The sequence below is a fragment of the Levilinea saccharolytica genome, assembly GCF_001306035.1.
In the GTDB taxonomy this organism is placed as follows: Bacteria; Chloroflexota; Anaerolineae; order Anaerolineales; family Anaerolineaceae; genus Levilinea; species Levilinea saccharolytica.
On the sequence record NZ_LGCM01000019.1, the window covers coordinates 22,207 to 38,224 of the forward strand.

The window sequence follows — 16,018 nt, forward strand, 5'->3', positions numbered from 1 at the left end:
CAGATGAAGTTTTTATACCGCGGTGTGATCGCCCTGGCTGCCGTCTTAACCTTATTGTGGACGCCGTCTCCGGCGCTGGCCCAGGAGGACTATCCCACCTCACCCTATGATCTGATCGCGCAGACCAATGCCTACCGCGGCAGTTACGGTAACCCGCCGCTGGAGACGGATGCAGTGCTCATGTACACCGCCCAGGCCACGGCAGAGATCATGGCCTCGCTGCAAACCTGCGCCCACATCCGCGATTTGGGATACGGCGGGGTGGAAGAACGCGTGCGTGCAGCCGGTTACGGCAGCGGCACAGCCTTTGCCACCGAGAACATCGTCTGCGGCCGGGGTGAGTTTGCGGATGTGTACGCCTCGTATTGGGCCGATTTTGACCACATGCGCCCGGTGGAAAACCCCGCCTACCAGCATGTGGGCGCGGGCGCGGCCCGCGACAGCAACGGTATGGTTTACTACGTGCTGCATGCGGCTTATTCGTCGGGCGGGGGCGGCTCGTCGGGCACAGTGAAAACGCCCGTCCCCGGCACGCCCGGCCTGCCCACCGTGACCCGTGAGGTGATCATGTTGGTGCAGACGGCCACTTCTCAGGCGGATGGAACCCTGGTGCATGTGGTGCAGCCCGGCCAAACCCTGATTATGATCGCCAACGCCTACAAGGTGGAACTGAACAGCCTGTACCAGCTGAACAATTTGCCCCCCGGCAACGCGGTGATTTATGTGGGCCAAAAGCTGCTGGTCAAGATCGGCCCGACCCCCACCATCAGCCCCACCGCCACCGAAACGCCCTTGCCGCCCACGCTGACCCCCACGCGCACGCTCGTCCCGCCCACGCTCACACCGTCGCTCACCGCCACGTTGACGGTGACCCCCACCGCGGACAACGTTTTCAGCCGGGTGGCTAACTTTCAGAACATGAACCGACGAGGCTTTGGCATCGGCATCATCGTGGTGTGCGCCCTGGGCCTGGCGGCGGTGCTGCTTTCGCTGTTCAAGAAATAAACACTTGACTGGCAGAAAACAAAAAACCGCCCGCACCAGATCTTACCGGTGCGGGCGGTTTGGTTAATCGAACCGTTTAGATGCCGCTGCGCCGTGCGCGCTTCTTGCCGGTCTTTTTCTCTTCAAATTCGGTGCCGATGTGAATGCCGAACTTGGGCAGGATGGTGCGGTGCACCACGAGGATGAGCACAGTCACCAGGAAGGCCGCCCCAAAGATCAGCAGGGAAGAGGTCAGGTTGTTCATCAAGGCCGGGTTGACCAGCATGACGATGGAAATGGTCAGCATGAGGATGCCGCCGATCAGCTTGAGGATGCGTCCATGCTTTTCTTCCAGCTTGCTGGCTTTCAGCGAATAGACCGCGGTGAAGAAAATGACCAGCTCGTCCAACTGATAGATGAGCATGTACACCAACAGCAGGGCAACGAACAGGCCCGCGCCCACGTTTTGCGTGGTGAGCATGTTGGTCCACACCACCGGAAAGCCCGCCGTGCAGGAGAATTCCACCAGCGAAACGCCCGCCGCCAGCACCACCGTGGCCCCGGCCATGGCGGGCAGGGATTCGCTGGCATCCATGATGCGGCGCATGCGCTGGAAGATGCCCGGCTTTTTATCGTCTGAGATGGTGAAGGACAGGCCTTCTTTGTACCAGAAGTAATCCTTAATGTTCACCGCGGCGAAGAACAGCGCCACCAACGACACCACCACTTGAATCCAGCCCACAAAGGACACCACGGTGAAAATGGTGAAGAGGCCCGCGATGAAGAGGGCGTACACCGCGGCGGTGACCGTCAGGAAGATCACGCCGATAATCAAGACCTTGCGGCGTGAGCCGGTATGCAGAGTCAGCGCCAGGAGCATGGTGAGCACCCACACCGAGCAGGGGTTGACCCCATCCACAAAGGCGATCAGCAGGGTGCTGACGAACAGCGACTGCTTGTCCAGGTCAATCTGGCCCAGCAGGGGCACTTTGATCACATGGCTGCCGCCCATCTGGGCTTCGCCGCCTTCGGCCACCGGCTCTTTGGGCGGTTCAATGCCGGGGATGATGCCCACGCCCTTATCCACGCAGCCGTTTTGGATGCAGTATTGGATGGTCTCCTCAAACTCCGCTTTGAGGTCGTTGTTGTAGCCGACCCAATATTTGTCGCCGATGAAGGTGGTCGGCACGCCGCTGGGTTCAATGCCGTAGGCTTTGGCCATGTTGATGAAATGCGTCTGGTTTTCATCTACATACCAGACTTCATACAGGCGCAGATCCATCTGAGGGTATTTTTGGGCTAGCTCTTGCAAAACGGGTTTTTCTGCTGCGCAGTGCGGGCAGCCGTCCCCCCAAAACAGGTAGACCGCCACACGGTGTTCCTGGGTGCCGCTTTGCGCCTGGGTGGGGCGCACCACCATTAAGCCCAGGCTGACCGCCAGTAAGAAAGCGGCTACGCCAACTTTTGAAAGCCATCGTTGTAAGATGCGCATATGCCTCTCCTCCAAACCCCGATTCTACACTATCCTATGATATTCCTTCGGATTCCGGTAGGGTTAATTTAGAAAGTTCTTAATTTCACAAAAGGAGCGACGCCAGGCCAAACTGATAACCCGCCAGGGTGCTGAGGACGGCCGCCGGCAGCTGAAGCCACTGGGCCTGCGGGTAAAGGTGGGAAGCTCTTTTGGATTTATATTCAAAAATATGAATGTGATTATAACCGCAAATCAAAAATGCTGCGCAGATTGCTATGGCCGATTTCAGATGAGATTGATCCTGAGGATGCTACGGCAGCAGCCAGTTGACCTTGTCCAACTCGCCGCTGAGACCCTGCACCAGCCGCGCTTTTTGGTGATCTGGCAGGAAAGAAGCCTGAGCGGCGGCCAGGATGCGCTCCACCATGATCTGGCGCGGCAGTCCGAGGTCGCGGCACACGATGCGGTATTCATCGGAAAGGGTGATGCCGGAGATGCTGGGGTCGTCGGTGTTGATGGTCACATTCAAATTGGCGTTGAGCATGCGGATGAGGGGGTGGTCGGTGAGCATGGCCACCACGCCGGTCTGGTAATTGCTGGTGACGCACACCTCAAAGGGCACATTGCGTTCCGCGGCCAGGGCGGTGACATCTTCGTCTTCCAGCACGCGCACGCCGTGGCCGATGCGGTCCACTCCCAGGATTTGGATGGCCTCGCGCACGTTTTGCGGCCCGTTCCATTCGCCTGCGTGGGCGCACAGGCGCAGCCCCGCCTGGCGCGCCTCGCGAAACAGCCCAGAAAAGGGCACGGCGGAAAATTCGGCTTCGTTGCCCGCCAGATCAATGCCCACCACCCCGCGCGAGATGCGCTCGGCGGCGTACCCCACCACCTCTTCGGCCAACGACACGGCCTCGTGGCGGTTGACCGAGGCGATCAGGCGCACCACGATGGGGTAGTCACGCGCGGCGCGGGCGGTGCTTTCGCACACCCAATCCATGACTTCGTGCATGGGAAACCCGCGCGCGCGGCTGAGGGCCACCGGTGTGAAGCGCAGCTCCAGATAGCGCACATTGTCTGCCGCGGCGTCCGCAACGGCTTCGTAGGCCACCCGCTGGATGATCTCCGGCGAGAGATAGAACAGGCGCAAAGTCTGAAATTTGGAAAGAAACGTCGTAAAATTAAGTGGGTCGTCCACCGTCATCTGCACCAGTGAGCGCAGGTTGGGGTTCAGCGGCACGGTGATGCTTTGGGTGCGCGCCAATTCCATAAGGGTCTCAAAACGCAGCGAACCCTCCAAATGGCGGTGCAGATCCACTTTGGGCAGTTGTCGGAAGAAATCTCGAAGTGCGGCGGTATTAAACAAATGAAAAGCCCCTTGGTTGGGTTGGGCAATTCGCCCCTTCCCCCCATTATATGCGAAAAATTCGCGCAAGCAAAATCAAAAAACAGTTTTGTACGGCCTAAGAGCGTATTCACAGGGATCCCTTTTTGCCGGAGGACAGCATGACAGAACGAAGCACAAAACGCCTGCGCTTATTGGCGCTGACCCGCGCGCAGATGCGCAGTCTCTTGGAGACCCCAGAAGAACTAGAACGCGAATTGAACCTGCGCATCGCGCGGGAAATGATCACCGAGCCCGTCCGGCGGGCCGGAGCGATCAAGATCGGCCGGTTGGCTCAGGCGCAGGATCAGGAATATGAATGGCTGACCTACTGGCTGATGATTGTGCCGGAGGAGGCCCAGGGGGTCGGGCTGATCGGCTATAAAGGCGCGCCGGATGCGGACGGCATGGTAGAGGTGGGCTACGGCATTGCCCACACCGTGCAGGGACGCGGCTACGCCACTGAGGCGCTGCAGGGTATGTTGGCCTGGGCGTTTGAAGACCCCCGCACCCGCACGGTGATGGCCGATGTGCTGCGCACCAACCCGGCTTCCAGCCGTGTGTTGGAAAAGGTGGGCATGCAAACCGTGGGCGAGACGGAAGAGGCCCTGCTCTGGCGCATGAGCCGTGCCCGCTGGGATCATGTGGCCGTGATGGATGTGCTGCGCCGCTTTCAGGCCTTTTATGATGCCCGCGATGTCAGCCAATTGGACGCCTGCATGGAGCTGTTCGCGGCGGATGAGGACGGGCTGGAATTGATCGGCACCAACGCATCGGAGCCTGGGCTAGACGAATGGTGCCTGGGGCGGGCAGGGGTGCGCGAGATCCTGGAAGGCGACTGGCTGTATTGGGGTCAGTTCGCTATGGATCTGGAGCGCGCGCGTGTGACTGTGTGCGGCGATGCCGCCTGGGTCAGCGCGCCCGCCACCGTCACTAAAATTCTGGAGACCCGCCAGGGGTATGAAAACTTTGTGGGCTACATGCGCTGGGTGCTGGATGAGCAGCCGGAGTGGAGCGCGGAGGAGAAGGTGCTGGATATCCTGCGCGGCGGCACCAACACGGTCTTTGAGCTGCAAAAAGGCGAACGCTTCGTTTGGCCGGCGCGCCTGACGGCGGTGCTGCTGCGGCAGGCGCAGGGCTGGCGCTTTCAGCACATGCAGTTCAGCTTCCCCACCACGCGCTTCCCGGATGTGCGCCGCACGGACTAGGAGGCTCTCCCCATGCCCATCCAGATTCAACCCCTGACTGCCGCCAACCTGGGGGACGCCCGCCGGGTGAACAGCCAATATGAAGTCACCCAGCGTCTGGTGCTGCGTCTGGAGGGTGGGCGGCTGCGTTACCGCGTGGAGCCGGTGTCCCCCACGTATTTCAAGGATTACCATGCCGATCCGGCGTGCCCCGAAGACTATGTGGACACGCCGGATCGCACCTGGCTGCTGGCCTACGCAGGCGGGCAGGTGGTGGGCGAAATTCGCCTGGAACGTTGGTGGAACGAGTTCGCTTATATCCACTTGATCGCGGTGGAGCCGGAGATGCGCCAGGCGGGGGTGGGGACGGCCCTGCTGGACGCCGCCAAAAACTGGGCGCGCGATCACCAGCATGTGGGGTTGATGTTGGAAACTCAGGATGACAACGTGCCTGCCTGCCGCCTGTACGAGCGCAGCGGATTTGAGCTGGGCGGTTTTGACCGCTACGTGTACCGCGCCATGCGCCCGGGCACGCGCGAGATCGCCCTGTATTGGTACTGTTGGGTGGGTTAGATGAGCGCGTCTGAGCCAGCCGGACTCCCGCCGAAGGTGCGTTGGCTCCCCTGGGGACTGTGGCTGGGCTATGCCTGGCTGCGGCTGAGCCTGGAACTGCCCGTGCCGGTGACTCTGTATCCCGATTCAGGCGATTATCTGCGCATTGCGCAGCGCGCCTGGGGGGACCCGCTCTTTTGGATTGGGGTACGCCCGGCGGGGGTTCCGCTCTTGTACCGTCTGGTGGGCGCTGCGCCGGAGGCGATTGGCTGGCTGCAGCTGCTGGCGTCCATCGCGGCCTGGGGGGTGTTGGCCTGGGCGGTGCTGCGGGCGGCGCGCACACCCCTGGCGGGGCTTCTCTCTTTTGGGGTGGTGCTGGCGTTCAGCCTGGGGCTGGATATCCTGCGCTGGGACCGGATTGTGCTCAGCGAGTCGCTGTCGCTCTCTCTGTTGGCCCTGGTGCTGGCGGCCTGGCTGTGGCTGATGGAAGGCTGGAGCTGGGGTAAAGCGGCCGCCCTGCTGACGGTCAGCGCGCTGTGGATGCTGGCGCGGGAGACGAACACCTACCTGGGGGCCTTACTGGGGGTGGGCCTGGGGGCAGGCGTGCTGCTGCGGCGCGTGCGGGCGCGTTGGGGCTGGGTGGCGGCAGGGCTGCTGGTGTGCTTTGCGGGCTTTCAGGGCCTTTCCAACCGCGGGGAACGCTGGGTGTTTCCCTTCTTTAATGTGTTGGCCCAGCGCATTTTGCCGGATGCTCACAAGGTAGCTTTTTTCCAGCAGTTTGAAATGCCGGTCAGCCCGGCGCTGTTGGAGATGGCCGGAAAATGGGCGCACAGCGATGATTTTGCGCTGTATAACGCCGAATCGCTGCGCGGCTTTCAGTCGTGGGCGGCCGCACGGGGTAAATCCACTTATTTGGAATATCTGCTGGCAGATCCGCTGCGCACGGCCTGGGAGCCGCTGCAAAACGCGGATGTGCTCTTGTTTCCCACCCTGCGCGGGTACACGCCACAGGGATTGCGCGGGCTGCCGGTGGACGGGCTGTATCCGCAAAGCCCCTGGGCTGTGGGCGGGCTGGCGGTGTTGGGTGCGCTCTGTTGGGGGGCGGCCTGGGCGCGCTGGCGGCGGCTGAACGGGCGGGGGCTGTGGGCGGCGCTGGCGCTGCTGCTGCTCAGTTACCCTCACCTGGCGCTGGTCTGGCACGGCGATGCTATGGAAGTTGGCCGCCACGCGCTGGCCGCGGGGGTGCAGCTGCGGCTGGGTCTGTGGTTGGCGCTGCTGTTTGGCTTGCAAGCCTATAGGTGGGGGCCGGAGCCGCCCCAGCCCGCAGGGCCGGACCAGCTGGAGGCCGCTGTGGCGGGCGTGTGGGCCGGGCTGCGCCGCGCCGAAACACGCCCCCGTCTGGCCGCCTGGGGCCTGGGCCTGGTATGGGCGCAGGGGTTGGCCGCCTGGGGGCTGCACGCCGCTCAGGGCGGGCTGGTTTCGCGCCTGGGGCTGGTTGTGACCGTGGGGTGGGCTTTGCTGTTGGGCGCGGCGGGGTTGGGCTGGGCAGCGCGGCGGCGCGGGTGGGGGCGGCCGCAAAAATGGCGCGTGCCAACCGCCTGGGGAGCCGCGGCCCTGCTCACTTTGGCGGTGGGGGCGGGCCTGACGGCCTGGGTGTTCCTGCGTCCGCTGGATGAGGCCTGGATGCAGTGGCTGTATCAGCGCCCCGCGGGGGATGTGGAGGTCTTTGAACGCCTGCGCGGCCTGGCGCTCAGCCTGCGCTGGCCGCTGCTGTGGGTGGGGGCGGGTGCTGCGCAGGTTTTGGGCCTGTGGATCGTTGCGTGCTGGGAGGATTTTCGTCAGGCGGCGCACACGGGCAGTCTGGGGCGGGCGGCGCTGATATTGGGCCTGGGCGGACTGACCCTGGCGCAGGCGGCGGTGCTGGTGCTGCGGCTGGAGGTGTTCTTGACCATCCCAGGCTGGAAGTGGTATTTTGCCCCGCGGGATCTGCCGCAGGGGGCCTGGTTGGGCGGGGCGCTGCTGGCCGCCGGACTGACGGCCTGCGTTGGGTGGGCGGGGCGCTCGTCACCCTGGGGGCGGCGGGCGGCCTGGGCGGGGCTGGTGGTGCTGGCTGCCGCGGGGCAGTGGGGGCTGGGCGCGGCCGCGGGCGGAACCCCGTGGGCGGTGCAGGAGAAATTTGCGTCAGCGGCGGATGCGCAGGAGCTGTTTGACAGTCTGCGCGGCGAAGACCCTCCCACCCATTTGGCTCCGCTGCACCTGCCTGGCGCGGCGCGCGTCTACCGCGCTCTGGAGGCCCCTTTGCAGGCGGCGGATCCGCTGGAGAAGGCCGATGAACGGGCGGAACGGATGCGCACGGTCTTTACCTGGCTGATGCCGCTGCTGGCGGGGGGCGCGGCCCTTCTGACCGCCGCCTGGAGCCGCCGCATGGGCCTGCCCGACGGCGCAGCCCTCTTGGCGGGGGCGCTTTTGGCCTGCCTGCCAGCTTTCTTGCTGACCCCCTTGTTCATGGAACAGTGGCTGCTGCCGGGGTTGGCATTGGGGGTGGTGTGGTGCGGCCTGCGCGCTGCGGAACAACGCCAGCCCCTGTGGGCGGCGGCCGCAGCGGGGCTGTGGGTGTGGGGGCTGTCCATTTCTCTGGGGTTTGCCGCCCTGGGGATCGCGGGGGCGGTGTGGTGGTTTGGGCTGGGGCCGGCCCGCCGCTGGCGCTTGGGCTGGGGGGCGGCAGCCGGGGCGGCGGGCATGACCGTGCTGCTGGCGATCAGCGGCCTGCCCCTGGGCCAGGCCCTGGCGGAATCCTGGGCGGCGCTGACGCAGACCCGCCCTTTGGGAGCGGGCCTGGGCGGCTATTGGAACCACCTGCGGCTGAATCTGGCGGAGCTGGCGGTGTGGAACGGTCTGCCCCTGATGGGGCTGGCTCTGGTGCGGCTGTGGAACGCGCGCCGCGCCAGGCAGCGCCGTTTGGATTTCCTGGCGTTGGGGGCCGGCGCGGCGGTGGTGACAGCAGATTTGCTCACCTGGACCCGCGGCAGTGCGCAGTTCTCCGGGTTATATCTGGCCCCGTTCCTGGCGTTCATGGCCGCGGATCAAATTTACCGCAGCTTTCCGGCGCGCAAAGCCCCCTGGGTGGGGGCGGCGCTGGCGGCGGCGCAGATTTTGCTCACCCTGCTCATTTTCCAGGCGCACGATTTTTACAACTGATGCTGTGCGTGCCTATTTGGGCCGTTTGAACGAGAACGCGTAGGTTTTTTCCTTGCTGACGGTCACGCTGACCAGTTCCCATCCGTTTTGACCCTGAGCGTTGAGCAGGTTGTTCATCGTGGACTGATCCCCGTCTACCAGAGTCTTGCAGATCATCTCAGCGGTCTCGCGGTCGGCTTCGCAGGTGGCGATAACGGCCTGATATTCCCATTGGGCGTAGGATTTGGGGGCTTTGGCCGAGCCGCGGGTGGCAGTCAGGATCAGCAGCAGGGCGGTGACCAGGGCCAGAATACCGATGCCCAGCAGGGCATACTTGCGCAGTTTGTTGATGGTGGTGGCGTCGAGTTCCATGGGTGCCTCCTCAAAATTGGCGGGCAGCTCCTCTGCCCCTGGGGCCAAACGCGGCCCAGGAACAGCGCTGCAAAAAAGGGGTGATCCATCCGCAGGCGGCTGCGATGGCACGGGACTCTGTTGCACAAAATGTGCCTGAGTGCACGCGGGAAGATGCAGACAGCGCTGAAGGCGCTATCTTTCTGTGGTTTTGTTGGCTATAATGAAATCAGCGTACGTTCACCGTTTGAGTTTCAACAGGAGGAACTATGAGCGACAAAGAAAAAGACCTGGAAGATCAAATTTTGGACCGCATGGGCCACCGCCCGGGCGCGCAGCGCCTGGCCGTTTTGGCCAAACATGTCTGGGCGCAGGGCGATACCTATGCCAGCCTGGCCTCAAAGCACTACGGTGACATCAGCGAGCCCTATTGGCGTCTGATTTTCGAATTCAACCGCGCCGTGATCGGCGACCACCCCAACGATATTAAGGTTGGAACCGAGATCGAAATCCCGGTGCTGCCGCCGGAACTGAAGAAGTAATCTCTCCGGCCAGCGTTGTACGAAAAAGCAGAGGCAAGTCCGTGAGCATGGGACTTGCCTCTGTGTGTTTCTGGGTGTGGGTCAATCTCAGCCGGGCGGCGGGCTGTGATGAATCTCCCAGGCAGCGCGCAGGCCCGATTCGATGGCCCCTTGAATCCAGGCGTGAGCCAGCGAGGTGTGCTCCCCGGCAAAATGGATGCGCCCTTCGGGGGCGGTGACGGCCTCCTGCAGCAGGGTTTGCTGACCGGGGTCAAAGAGGGCAAAGGCCCCTCCGGCAAATTCATCATCATGCCACATCTGCGAAGCGCCGCCTTCCACTGTGTCCAAAATCTGGGGGTGAATCTGGGCCACGTTTTCCACCGCCTGGCGCAGCCGGTCTTCGGGTGAAAGCGAGCCCCAGCGCTGGGCATCTTCGCCCCAGGTGTAGCTGGCTAGCAGCACCCCGCGGCCGGTGTCGCGCCCGTGTTCGGGATAATACAGGTTGCGGATGGCCAGGTCGGTCATGGTGCCGCCGCCGTAAATGCCCTCGTCCTCTTCCCAAAAGCGCCGCCGAGTTTGCAGGAAGACCTTGGCGGAGGCGTCGTAGTGCAGCTGGCGGATGGCGCGCTGTTTGGCGCGGGAAAAAGCCGGAGATACCTCAATGTGGCGCATGACCGAGAAGGGCAGAGTCAGAATGGCGTAATCGCCGGTGAAGCTCACCGGCCCGGCCAGGGTGCGTCCGCGCAGGGTGACCGTTTCGGGGGATTGTTCAACGGCGGTGACGCGCACGCCGAAATGCAGCCGCGCCCCCAGGCTGGGCACAAAGGCCCGGGGCAGCTCGTCGCTGCCGCGCGGCAGGTACACCATGTCGGTGTAGTATTGACCAATTTCTTCGCGCAGCAGCTCTAAGAATGAGGAATTGAGGATGGCTTCTTGATTAAACAGCAGGCCAAAGCGTTCAATGGCCCCTTCGGACCAATTCTGATGCTCCAGAAATTCGCGCACCGAAAATTCATCGTGGCTGGCGGCGATTTTGGCCCAGCCGATTTCGCCTTCTTTCTCCACCAGGCTGGCTAAAGGGCGCAGGGCCTCTTCCCACAGGGCGGCGGCGCTTTTTCCGCGCTCAGAGGGGCTCAATTCAAAGCCCAGCAGCTCAGGGTTGGCCTCGGCCTCGCCCAGGGTGCGGCGCTGACCGTGGAGGTAGAGCAGGGCGCGGGCGTTGTTCATGGTGAAGGGGGCGGTGGGCAGACCGAATTTTTCCACGTAGGCCAGGGTCAGTTGGTGGCTGCGGGGGATGCGCATGGCCCCGGCTTCGGCGTGCAGCCCGTGGGTGAAGGGTTCGCGCAGGGTGAAAACGCGCCCGCCCACTCGCGTTTGCGCTTCGAGCAGGATGGGGTGGTGACCGGCGCGCTGCAGCTCATAGGCGGCCGTCAAACCGGCCATACCGGCCCCGGCGATCAGGACGGTTTTGCGTTTGCCTTTGCGCTCCGGCAGCCCGCGGCGAATGACGGTTAGCGCGTCAAATGTCGGGTTAGACACGGCATACCTCCTTGGTTTAATTATGATAAATTGTATCATAATTAACCAGCCCCCGCGCGCGGCGGAGGCTGGGATCAGGGTAAACCGGGGCGGCAGGGAAACGTCGTGGGCGGCTAGGCGAAAGGGGGAAAGGCGCGTGCAACCGGCGCGTTTTCACCGAGCAGCTGGGGCAGCAGGGTTTGCAGGCCCTCTGGGTCGCCGGTGGTTTCCACGCGCAGTTCGGCGGGCGCCCCGACAGCCAGCCAGCCGCGCTCGGCCAGAAGGTGCTGCACCTGGCGGGCCACGGCGGGCGAGGGGTCAATTACCTGTACCTGGGGGCCGACAATCTCCTCAATCACGGGGATGGCAAAGGGGTAATGGGTGCAGCCCAGCACCACGGTATCAATGCCCTGGCGCAGCATGGGTTCAAGGGCTTTTTCCAAAATGGCGCGGGTTTGGGGGGCGTGCACGGCGCCCGCCTCAATTTGCTGCACCAGGCCGGGGCAGGTATCTTGCAGCAGGGTCACGCCCTGGGCAAAACGCTCCACCACCGAAGCGTACAGCGCCCCCTGAAAGGTAGCGGGGGTGGCCAACACGCCCACCACGCCGCTGCGGGTGTGGGTGGCGGCGGGTTTGACGGCGGGCTCCATGCCCACAAAAGGGGTGTCGGGAAAGGCGCGCCGCAGTTCATACAGCGCGGCAGCGGAGGCGGTGTTGCAGGCCACCACAATCAAGCGCGCCCCCTGGGCCAGCAGGTGGCGGGTGAGGGCAAAGGAAAAGGCGCGCACCTCGTCCAGCGTGCGCGGCCCGTAGGGCACATGCGCCTGATCGCCTAAAAAGTGGATGGGTTGGGCGGGCAGCAGCTGGCGCAGGGCGCGCACTACCGATAGGCCGCCCACGCCAGAATCAAACACGCCCACGGGGTAGGTTTCGGCGGGCATGGGCGCGGCGCTTTACTCTTCTTCCTGCAAAACGGCTTCGATGAAGGCGGTGAAGAGGGCCTGCATGGGGGCCGAATCCGGCATCCATTCCGGGTGCCACTGCACCGCCAGGCCAAAGGGGTTGCCCGGCAGCTCCACGCCTTCCAACAGGCCGTCGGTGGCGTGCGCGCTGGGGATCAGCCCTTGCCCGATGCGCTGTACGCCCTGGTGGTGCAGGCTGTTGACGGCAAAGCGGGTGCCGCCCAGAATGCGCGCCAGGCGCGTTTCGGCGGTGATATCCACTTCGTGCGCCGGAAAGTCATAGGCGCGGCCTTCTTCGTGGGCGTGGGGCAGCTCGGCGGAGAACTGGTCGGCGATGTCGGTGTAGAGCGCGCCGCCCAGGGTAACGTTGAGCAGTTGAAAGCCGCGGCAGATGCCCATGAAGGGGAAGCGCTGGGCGATGGCCTGTTCCAGCAGGATGGTTTCCACACGGTCGCGCTCGGCGTCCACGCCGTAGACGCGCGGATGGGGCTGCCCGTTGTAGCGCTGGGGATCAATATCGCCGCCGCCGGTGAAGATGACCCCATCCAGGCGGTTGAGCAGGCGGTTGATCTCGGAGGGCGTGAGGCCCAAAGGGATCAAAACAGGCAGGCCGCCGGCCCGCTGCACGGCGCGCACATAGGTGCCGCGGCAGGCGAAGGTGGGCAGGGTGGCGGCGTCTTGCTGAAAAGTGGTGATTCCAATGAGCGGAGCGGTCATCAGCACATCTCCTGGTGGGGGCTGAAATATAAAAAGGGCGCAACCTCGGCGCAGGTTGCACCCGGAAGGTGCGAAAAAATCAGTTCGACCGAACCCGACGGTCTAGAACTTTTGCTTCAGGCGAGCGCTCTTGCCCGTGCGGTCGCGCAGGAAGTACAGGCGCGCGCGGCGCACTTTGCTGTGACGTTCCACCACCACTTTGTCAATGCGCGGGGAGCGCATCAGGAAAACGCGTTCCACACCGATGCCGTTGCTGGCTACGCGGCGCACGGTGAAGGTGGAATTGGCGAGGTTGTCATGCACATACAAAACGGTACCCTTGAATTCCTGGATACGTTCGCGGTTGCCTTCTTTAATCTTGACATGCACGCTGACGACATCACCGGGGGTCAGTTGGGGGATATTCGGGTTCTCGGGAGCCTCAACGGCTTTTAACAGGTCACTCATGGCACCAATCCTTACTCACAATTTTTACAAATGATGTCCGCGCGGCCATCACCGGCGGCGCGAATGCGGATTATATCACAGGGTGCGCACCGCCGCAAGGTGGTTTTTGGGCCTCATCTGCGCGTGCACAGTGCCAATCTTACCACATTAAGGCCTGGGCTGGGGATGAATTCGCTCTTGACAAGCACCATGGCTGTGGGTAGAATGAGATAGAACATAAGTTCTATTTGCTCGCTCACCAGGAGGTGAGGACTATGCTCTCAAAATTTCCCGAACGCCGCCCGTTCAAGCTGCCCCCGGAGCGCATGCCAGCGCAGGAGCCGCAGCGCGTTCGCATTGAAGATGAATTTCTGCCGCCCCAAGAATGGGATGAAGATGAGCTGTCGGGCGATGCCCAGGCGGCTGCCCCGACCGAGGCGCAAGAGCAGGCTGAATCAGAAGCTGAGGTGGAGATCGAGGCAGAAGAAGAAGCCGATCTCCCCGTGCAGGCAGCTGCACAGCTGCCGCCCCAACGCCCACCCGCTGTGATGCAGGCGCGCCCCCAGCCGGCCGTGCCTCCCCCACCTACGCCCCGCTGGGCACCCAACGCCCACCGTCCCCAACCCGCCTCCCCCCCGCCGGAGCCGGTCTTCCCCATTGAGGAGATCAGCCCGGAGGAATGGGCCGCGCTGAAGATTCCCACGCCCCCCGCCCCGGCTGTACCCCAGCCCGCCCCTACGTTTGAACCCCCCATAGAAGCGGCCGCTGCATTGGAGCACCCCGCGGAAGAATCCCATGCCGAAGAAACCCTTGCGGAAGAAGCCCCGGCGCCAGAGCAGCCCAAGCCTCAGCCCGCCGCCGCACCGGCGCAGAAACCGGCGGCAGAGACTTCGCTGCGCGATTTGATCCGCGCTTGCAGCAGCCTGCCGGCGCATACCGCCGTGTTGGGCATGTGCGCAGACGGTCTGCCGGTGCTGTTTGACCTTCTGGACGCGCGCCCCGGGCCTTTCCTGGTGACGGGCGACCCGGGCTGCGGCAAAACCGCCCTGCTGCACACCCTGCTGCACACCGCCGCGGCCCTCACCAACCCGGCCGAGCTGCGCTTTGTGGTGCTGGCCGCCAAACCGCAGGAATACGCCGCCCTGGCCTCCGGCGCCGACACCGCCGCCCACTGCGACGGTATTTTTGACAGCCGCCAACCGGCTGCATGGGAGCAGATCCTGCGGGCGGCCGAGGTGGCCGAACAGCGCTATGCCGAAGGGCGGGCGGGTACGCCGCTGCTGCTGGTTCTGGACGATCTGCGCTTTATCGGCGAGGTGGACAGCACCGTGCGCTTGAACCTGGAATGGCTGTTTCAAAACGGCCCCGCAGCGCATGTGTGGCCGCTGGCGGCCCTGCCCACCCAGGCTGCCCTGCAGATGGGCCGCTGGACGCGCCGGTTTGGCACGCGCCTGATCGGGCACATGCCGGCCGATTCTGCCCGCAGGCTGGCCCTTTTTGATGATCTGACGGCCCAGGATCTGCGGCCGGGGCGTGAATTTGCTTTGCATCTGGAAGACGGTTGGCTGCGCTTTTTCCTGCCGCTGCTGCCGGAAGCCCACAGGAGGTCTGCATGAGTTTGGGACTGCTGTACCGAGAACGGCGGGCCAAAGATGAACTGGCCCAGCGCATTTTGCAGGCGGCGGCGGCCTATCAACGCATGTACGGCCGCCGCCCAGAAGTGTGTTATGTGCATCCGAGCTGCCAGGAGGGGTTGACCCAACTACCCCAAATGGAAGTGCGCGCGGACGAACAGATTCAGCCGAACCAGTTCTATCTGGGCCTGTTCACCGGCCGCTGAGCTGCTCTAAGGCACAGCAGGCGGTATCCGCCCGATCATGCTCAACAGGATGCTGAGCGGATTCTGGCTGAACTCCCCGGCGAAATGCACGGCGGCCTCTTCCAGGCTGACCTCCCCGCTGGTTTCCTCGCGTAGATACCACAGGTGCTCAATCACCCACAGGTACAGGTCGGCTTCGGTGCGTCCGGGGAATTCTTTCAAGATATTCTGGCTGCGGATGACCTCTACCAGGGGCTGATACACCTGTTCGCACCAGCCCACCACGGCCTCTTCCCAGGAAATCTCCCGCTGTTGGTCAATACCCATGAAGTAGCGGTGCGCGGAGATGTGCTCCAGCAGTTTCTGGTAGCCCCCCGGCAGGGTGAGCCGCACTTCGCTCGCTGGGCAGCGCTCTTTAAGGCCGGTCTGGCGCGCAAATTCGGCCTGTTCCACGCGGCGGATGATTTCATCAATGTCCATATCGGGTGTGATCTCGGCGTCCACGTCAATGGCGACCACCTCGGCGTCAATGAAAGCCTGCCCGCGCTCGCGGGCCACGGAAACGCGGTGGTTGCCGTCGCTGACAAAATACAGCTCGCCCACTTTGTAGGCCTGGATGGGCGGCAGAGGCACATCCTGCAGATGGGCGGCGTCAATGCTTTCCCAGCGCCCGCGGGTGCGCGTTTGGCGGGGCAAAAAAGCGCGGTCAAAATCACGGTAACGGCCTACGCTGCCCACAATCTGTTCCATGGGAATTTGCTGCACCCCCAGGGAGTGCTGTCCGGCGAAGGGTAAGTTGCGCCGCACCTCGTCAAAGGGCAGCAGCTCATTTTTGCTTTGGGTCAGCCAGCTCCATACCCCCCGCCAGAAGCCTTTGCGCAGGGCGGCTTCAAAATCAGCGCGCGCTGCTTGTTGGGTTGCTTTGGATTCAGAAGAAGGGTCGTTCATG

At 63.6% G+C, this 16,018-nt stretch carries 15 protein-coding genes; 7 read left to right on the plus strand and 8 right to left on the minus strand.

All coding sequences use genetic code 11. The features are described from left to right. The first annotated feature begins 3 nt into the window (after positions 1 to 3). Positions 4 to 1,005 carry a LysM peptidoglycan-binding domain-containing protein gene (locus ADN01_RS04365; RefSeq protein WP_062420029.1) on the plus strand — a complete coding sequence of 334 codons (1,002 nt, stop codon included), beginning with the start codon at positions 4 to 6 and terminating at the stop codon, positions 1,003 to 1,005. Positions 1,006 to 1,081: 76 nt separating this feature from the next. On the opposite strand, the gene ADN01_RS04370 is transcribed toward ADN01_RS04365, so the two are convergent. Together ADN01_RS04370 and add are read right to left on the minus strand one after the other, a co-directional pair. After that, on the minus strand, positions 1,082 to 2,476 hold the full coding sequence (locus tag ADN01_RS04370; protein ID WP_062420028.1) for a hypothetical protein: 1,395 nt from the start codon (positions 2,474 to 2,476) through the stop codon (positions 1,082 to 1,084). Positions 2,477 to 2,768: 292 nt separating this feature from the next. Continuing rightward, positions 2,769 to 3,821 (minus strand): adenosine deaminase, encoded by a 1,053-nt coding sequence (gene add, locus ADN01_RS04375; protein ID WP_160318375.1) that lies wholly within the window; start codon positions 3,819 to 3,821, stop codon positions 2,769 to 2,771. 140 nt (positions 3,822 to 3,961) lie between these two features. On the opposite strand from add, the gene ADN01_RS04380 reads away from it, so the two are divergent. From ADN01_RS04380 to ADN01_RS04390, 3 genes are read left to right on the plus strand one after another with little or no spacing between them, the layout of a single operon-like run. After that, positions 3,962 to 5,047, plus strand: coding sequence for a GNAT family N-acetyltransferase (locus ADN01_RS04380; RefSeq protein WP_062420026.1), 1,086 nt, complete (start codon positions 3,962 to 3,964; stop codon positions 5,045 to 5,047). A 12-nt stretch (positions 5,048 to 5,059) separates the two neighbouring features. Further along, positions 5,060 to 5,599, plus strand: a complete 540-nt coding sequence (locus ADN01_RS04385; protein ID WP_062420025.1) for a GNAT family N-acetyltransferase — start codon at positions 5,060 to 5,062, stop codon at positions 5,597 to 5,599. After that, the gene (locus tag ADN01_RS04390; RefSeq protein WP_075070955.1) at positions 5,600 to 8,776 is read left to right on the plus strand and encodes a hypothetical protein; all 3,177 of its coding nucleotides are present in this window, start codon (positions 5,600 to 5,602) and stop codon (positions 8,774 to 8,776) included. A gap of 12 nt (positions 8,777 to 8,788) precedes the next feature. Here the strand turns inward: ADN01_RS04390 and ADN01_RS04395 are convergent, their stop codons facing one another. Continuing rightward, positions 8,789 to 9,127: a hypothetical protein gene (locus tag ADN01_RS04395; protein ID WP_062420024.1), complete on the minus strand. Its 339-nt coding sequence runs from the start codon at positions 9,125 to 9,127 to the stop codon at positions 8,789 to 8,791. 248 nt (positions 9,128 to 9,375) lie between these two features. On the opposite strand from ADN01_RS04395, the gene ADN01_RS04400 reads away from it, so the two are divergent. Continuing rightward, positions 9,376 to 9,648, plus strand: coding sequence for a LysM peptidoglycan-binding domain-containing protein (locus ADN01_RS04400; protein WP_062420023.1), 273 nt, complete (start codon positions 9,376 to 9,378; stop codon positions 9,646 to 9,648). Between the two features lie 87 nt (positions 9,649 to 9,735). On the opposite strand, the gene ADN01_RS04405 is transcribed toward ADN01_RS04400, so the two are convergent. From ADN01_RS04405 to rplS, 4 genes are all read right to left on the minus strand, one after another. Then, positions 9,736 to 11,166 carry a flavin monoamine oxidase family protein gene (locus ADN01_RS04405; protein ID WP_075070956.1) on the minus strand — a complete coding sequence of 477 codons (1,431 nt, stop codon included), beginning with the start codon at positions 11,164 to 11,166 and terminating at the stop codon, positions 9,736 to 9,738. A gap of 113 nt (positions 11,167 to 11,279) precedes the next feature. Next, a complete protein-coding gene (gene murI, locus ADN01_RS04410) occupies positions 11,280 to 12,086 on the minus strand; it encodes a glutamate racemase (RefSeq protein WP_062420021.1) in 807 nt (268 codons plus the stop codon). A gap of 12 nt (positions 12,087 to 12,098) precedes the next feature. Next, positions 12,099 to 12,824, minus strand: a complete 726-nt coding sequence (locus ADN01_RS04415; protein WP_062420020.1) for a gamma-glutamyl-gamma-aminobutyrate hydrolase family protein — start codon at positions 12,822 to 12,824, stop codon at positions 12,099 to 12,101. Between the two features lie 102 nt (positions 12,825 to 12,926). After that, positions 12,927 to 13,271 carry a 50S ribosomal protein L19 gene (gene rplS, locus ADN01_RS04420; RefSeq protein ID WP_062420019.1) on the minus strand — a complete coding sequence of 115 codons (345 nt, stop codon included), beginning with the start codon at positions 13,269 to 13,271 and terminating at the stop codon, positions 12,927 to 12,929. Between the two features lie 254 nt (positions 13,272 to 13,525). Here rplS and ADN01_RS04425 point away from each other — a divergent pair, with 254 nt between their 5' ends. Continuing rightward, entirely contained in the window at positions 13,526 to 14,866 is a 1,341-nt protein-coding gene (locus ADN01_RS04425) for an AAA family ATPase (RefSeq protein ID WP_075070957.1), read from the plus strand. Next, positions 14,863 to 15,090: a hypothetical protein gene (locus tag ADN01_RS04430; RefSeq protein ID WP_062420016.1), complete on the plus strand. Its 228-nt coding sequence runs from the start codon at positions 14,863 to 14,865 to the stop codon at positions 15,088 to 15,090. The genes ADN01_RS04425 and ADN01_RS04430 overlap by 4 nt, the downstream gene beginning before the upstream one ends. A gap of 6 nt (positions 15,091 to 15,096) precedes the next feature. Here ADN01_RS04430 and ADN01_RS04435 read toward each other — a convergent pair whose 3' ends face one another. Next, complete coding sequence (locus tag ADN01_RS04435) at positions 15,097 to 16,017, minus strand: DUF4032 domain-containing protein (protein ID WP_062420015.1); 921 nt, start codon at positions 16,015 to 16,017, stop codon at positions 15,097 to 15,099. Position 16,018: the final 1 nt, after the last annotated feature.

Excerpts from the sequence above, each read along its gene's own strand:
- ADN01_RS04365 (WP_062420029.1), top strand. The coding sequence starts at position 4 with ATGAAGTTTTTATACCGCGGTGTGATCGCCCTGGCTGCCGTCTTAACC.
- ADN01_RS04370 (WP_062420028.1), bottom strand. The coding sequence starts at position 2,476 with ATGCGCATCTTACAACGATGGCTTTCAAAAGTTGGCGTAGCCGCTTTC.
- ADN01_RS04380 (WP_062420026.1), top strand. The coding sequence starts at position 3,962 with ATGACAGAACGAAGCACAAAACGCCTGCGCTTATTGGCGCTGACCCGC.
- ADN01_RS04385 (WP_062420025.1), top strand. The coding sequence starts at position 5,060 with ATGCCCATCCAGATTCAACCCCTGACTGCCGCCAACCTGGGGGACGCC.
- ADN01_RS04390 (WP_075070955.1), top strand. The coding sequence starts at position 5,600 with ATGAGCGCGTCTGAGCCAGCCGGACTCCCGCCGAAGGTGCGTTGGCTC.
- ADN01_RS04395 (WP_062420024.1), bottom strand. The coding sequence starts at position 9,127 with ATGGAACTCGACGCCACCACCATCAACAAACTGCGCAAGTATGCCCTG.
- ADN01_RS04400 (WP_062420023.1), top strand. The coding sequence starts at position 9,376 with ATGAGCGACAAAGAAAAAGACCTGGAAGATCAAATTTTGGACCGCATG.
- murI (WP_062420021.1), bottom strand. The coding sequence starts at position 12,086 with ATGCCCGCCGAAACCTACCCCGTGGGCGTGTTTGATTCTGGCGTGGGC.
- ADN01_RS04415 (WP_062420020.1), bottom strand. The coding sequence starts at position 12,824 with ATGACCGCTCCGCTCATTGGAATCACCACTTTTCAGCAAGACGCCGCC.
- rplS (WP_062420019.1), bottom strand. The coding sequence starts at position 13,271 with ATGAGTGACCTGTTAAAAGCCGTTGAGGCTCCCGAGAACCCGAATATC.
- ADN01_RS04425 (WP_075070957.1), top strand. The coding sequence starts at position 13,526 with ATGCTCTCAAAATTTCCCGAACGCCGCCCGTTCAAGCTGCCCCCGGAG.
- ADN01_RS04430 (WP_062420016.1), top strand. The coding sequence starts at position 14,863 with ATGAGTTTGGGACTGCTGTACCGAGAACGGCGGGCCAAAGATGAACTG.
- ADN01_RS04435 (WP_062420015.1), bottom strand. The coding sequence starts at position 16,017 with ATGAACGACCCTTCTTCTGAATCCAAAGCAACCCAACAAGCAGCGCGC.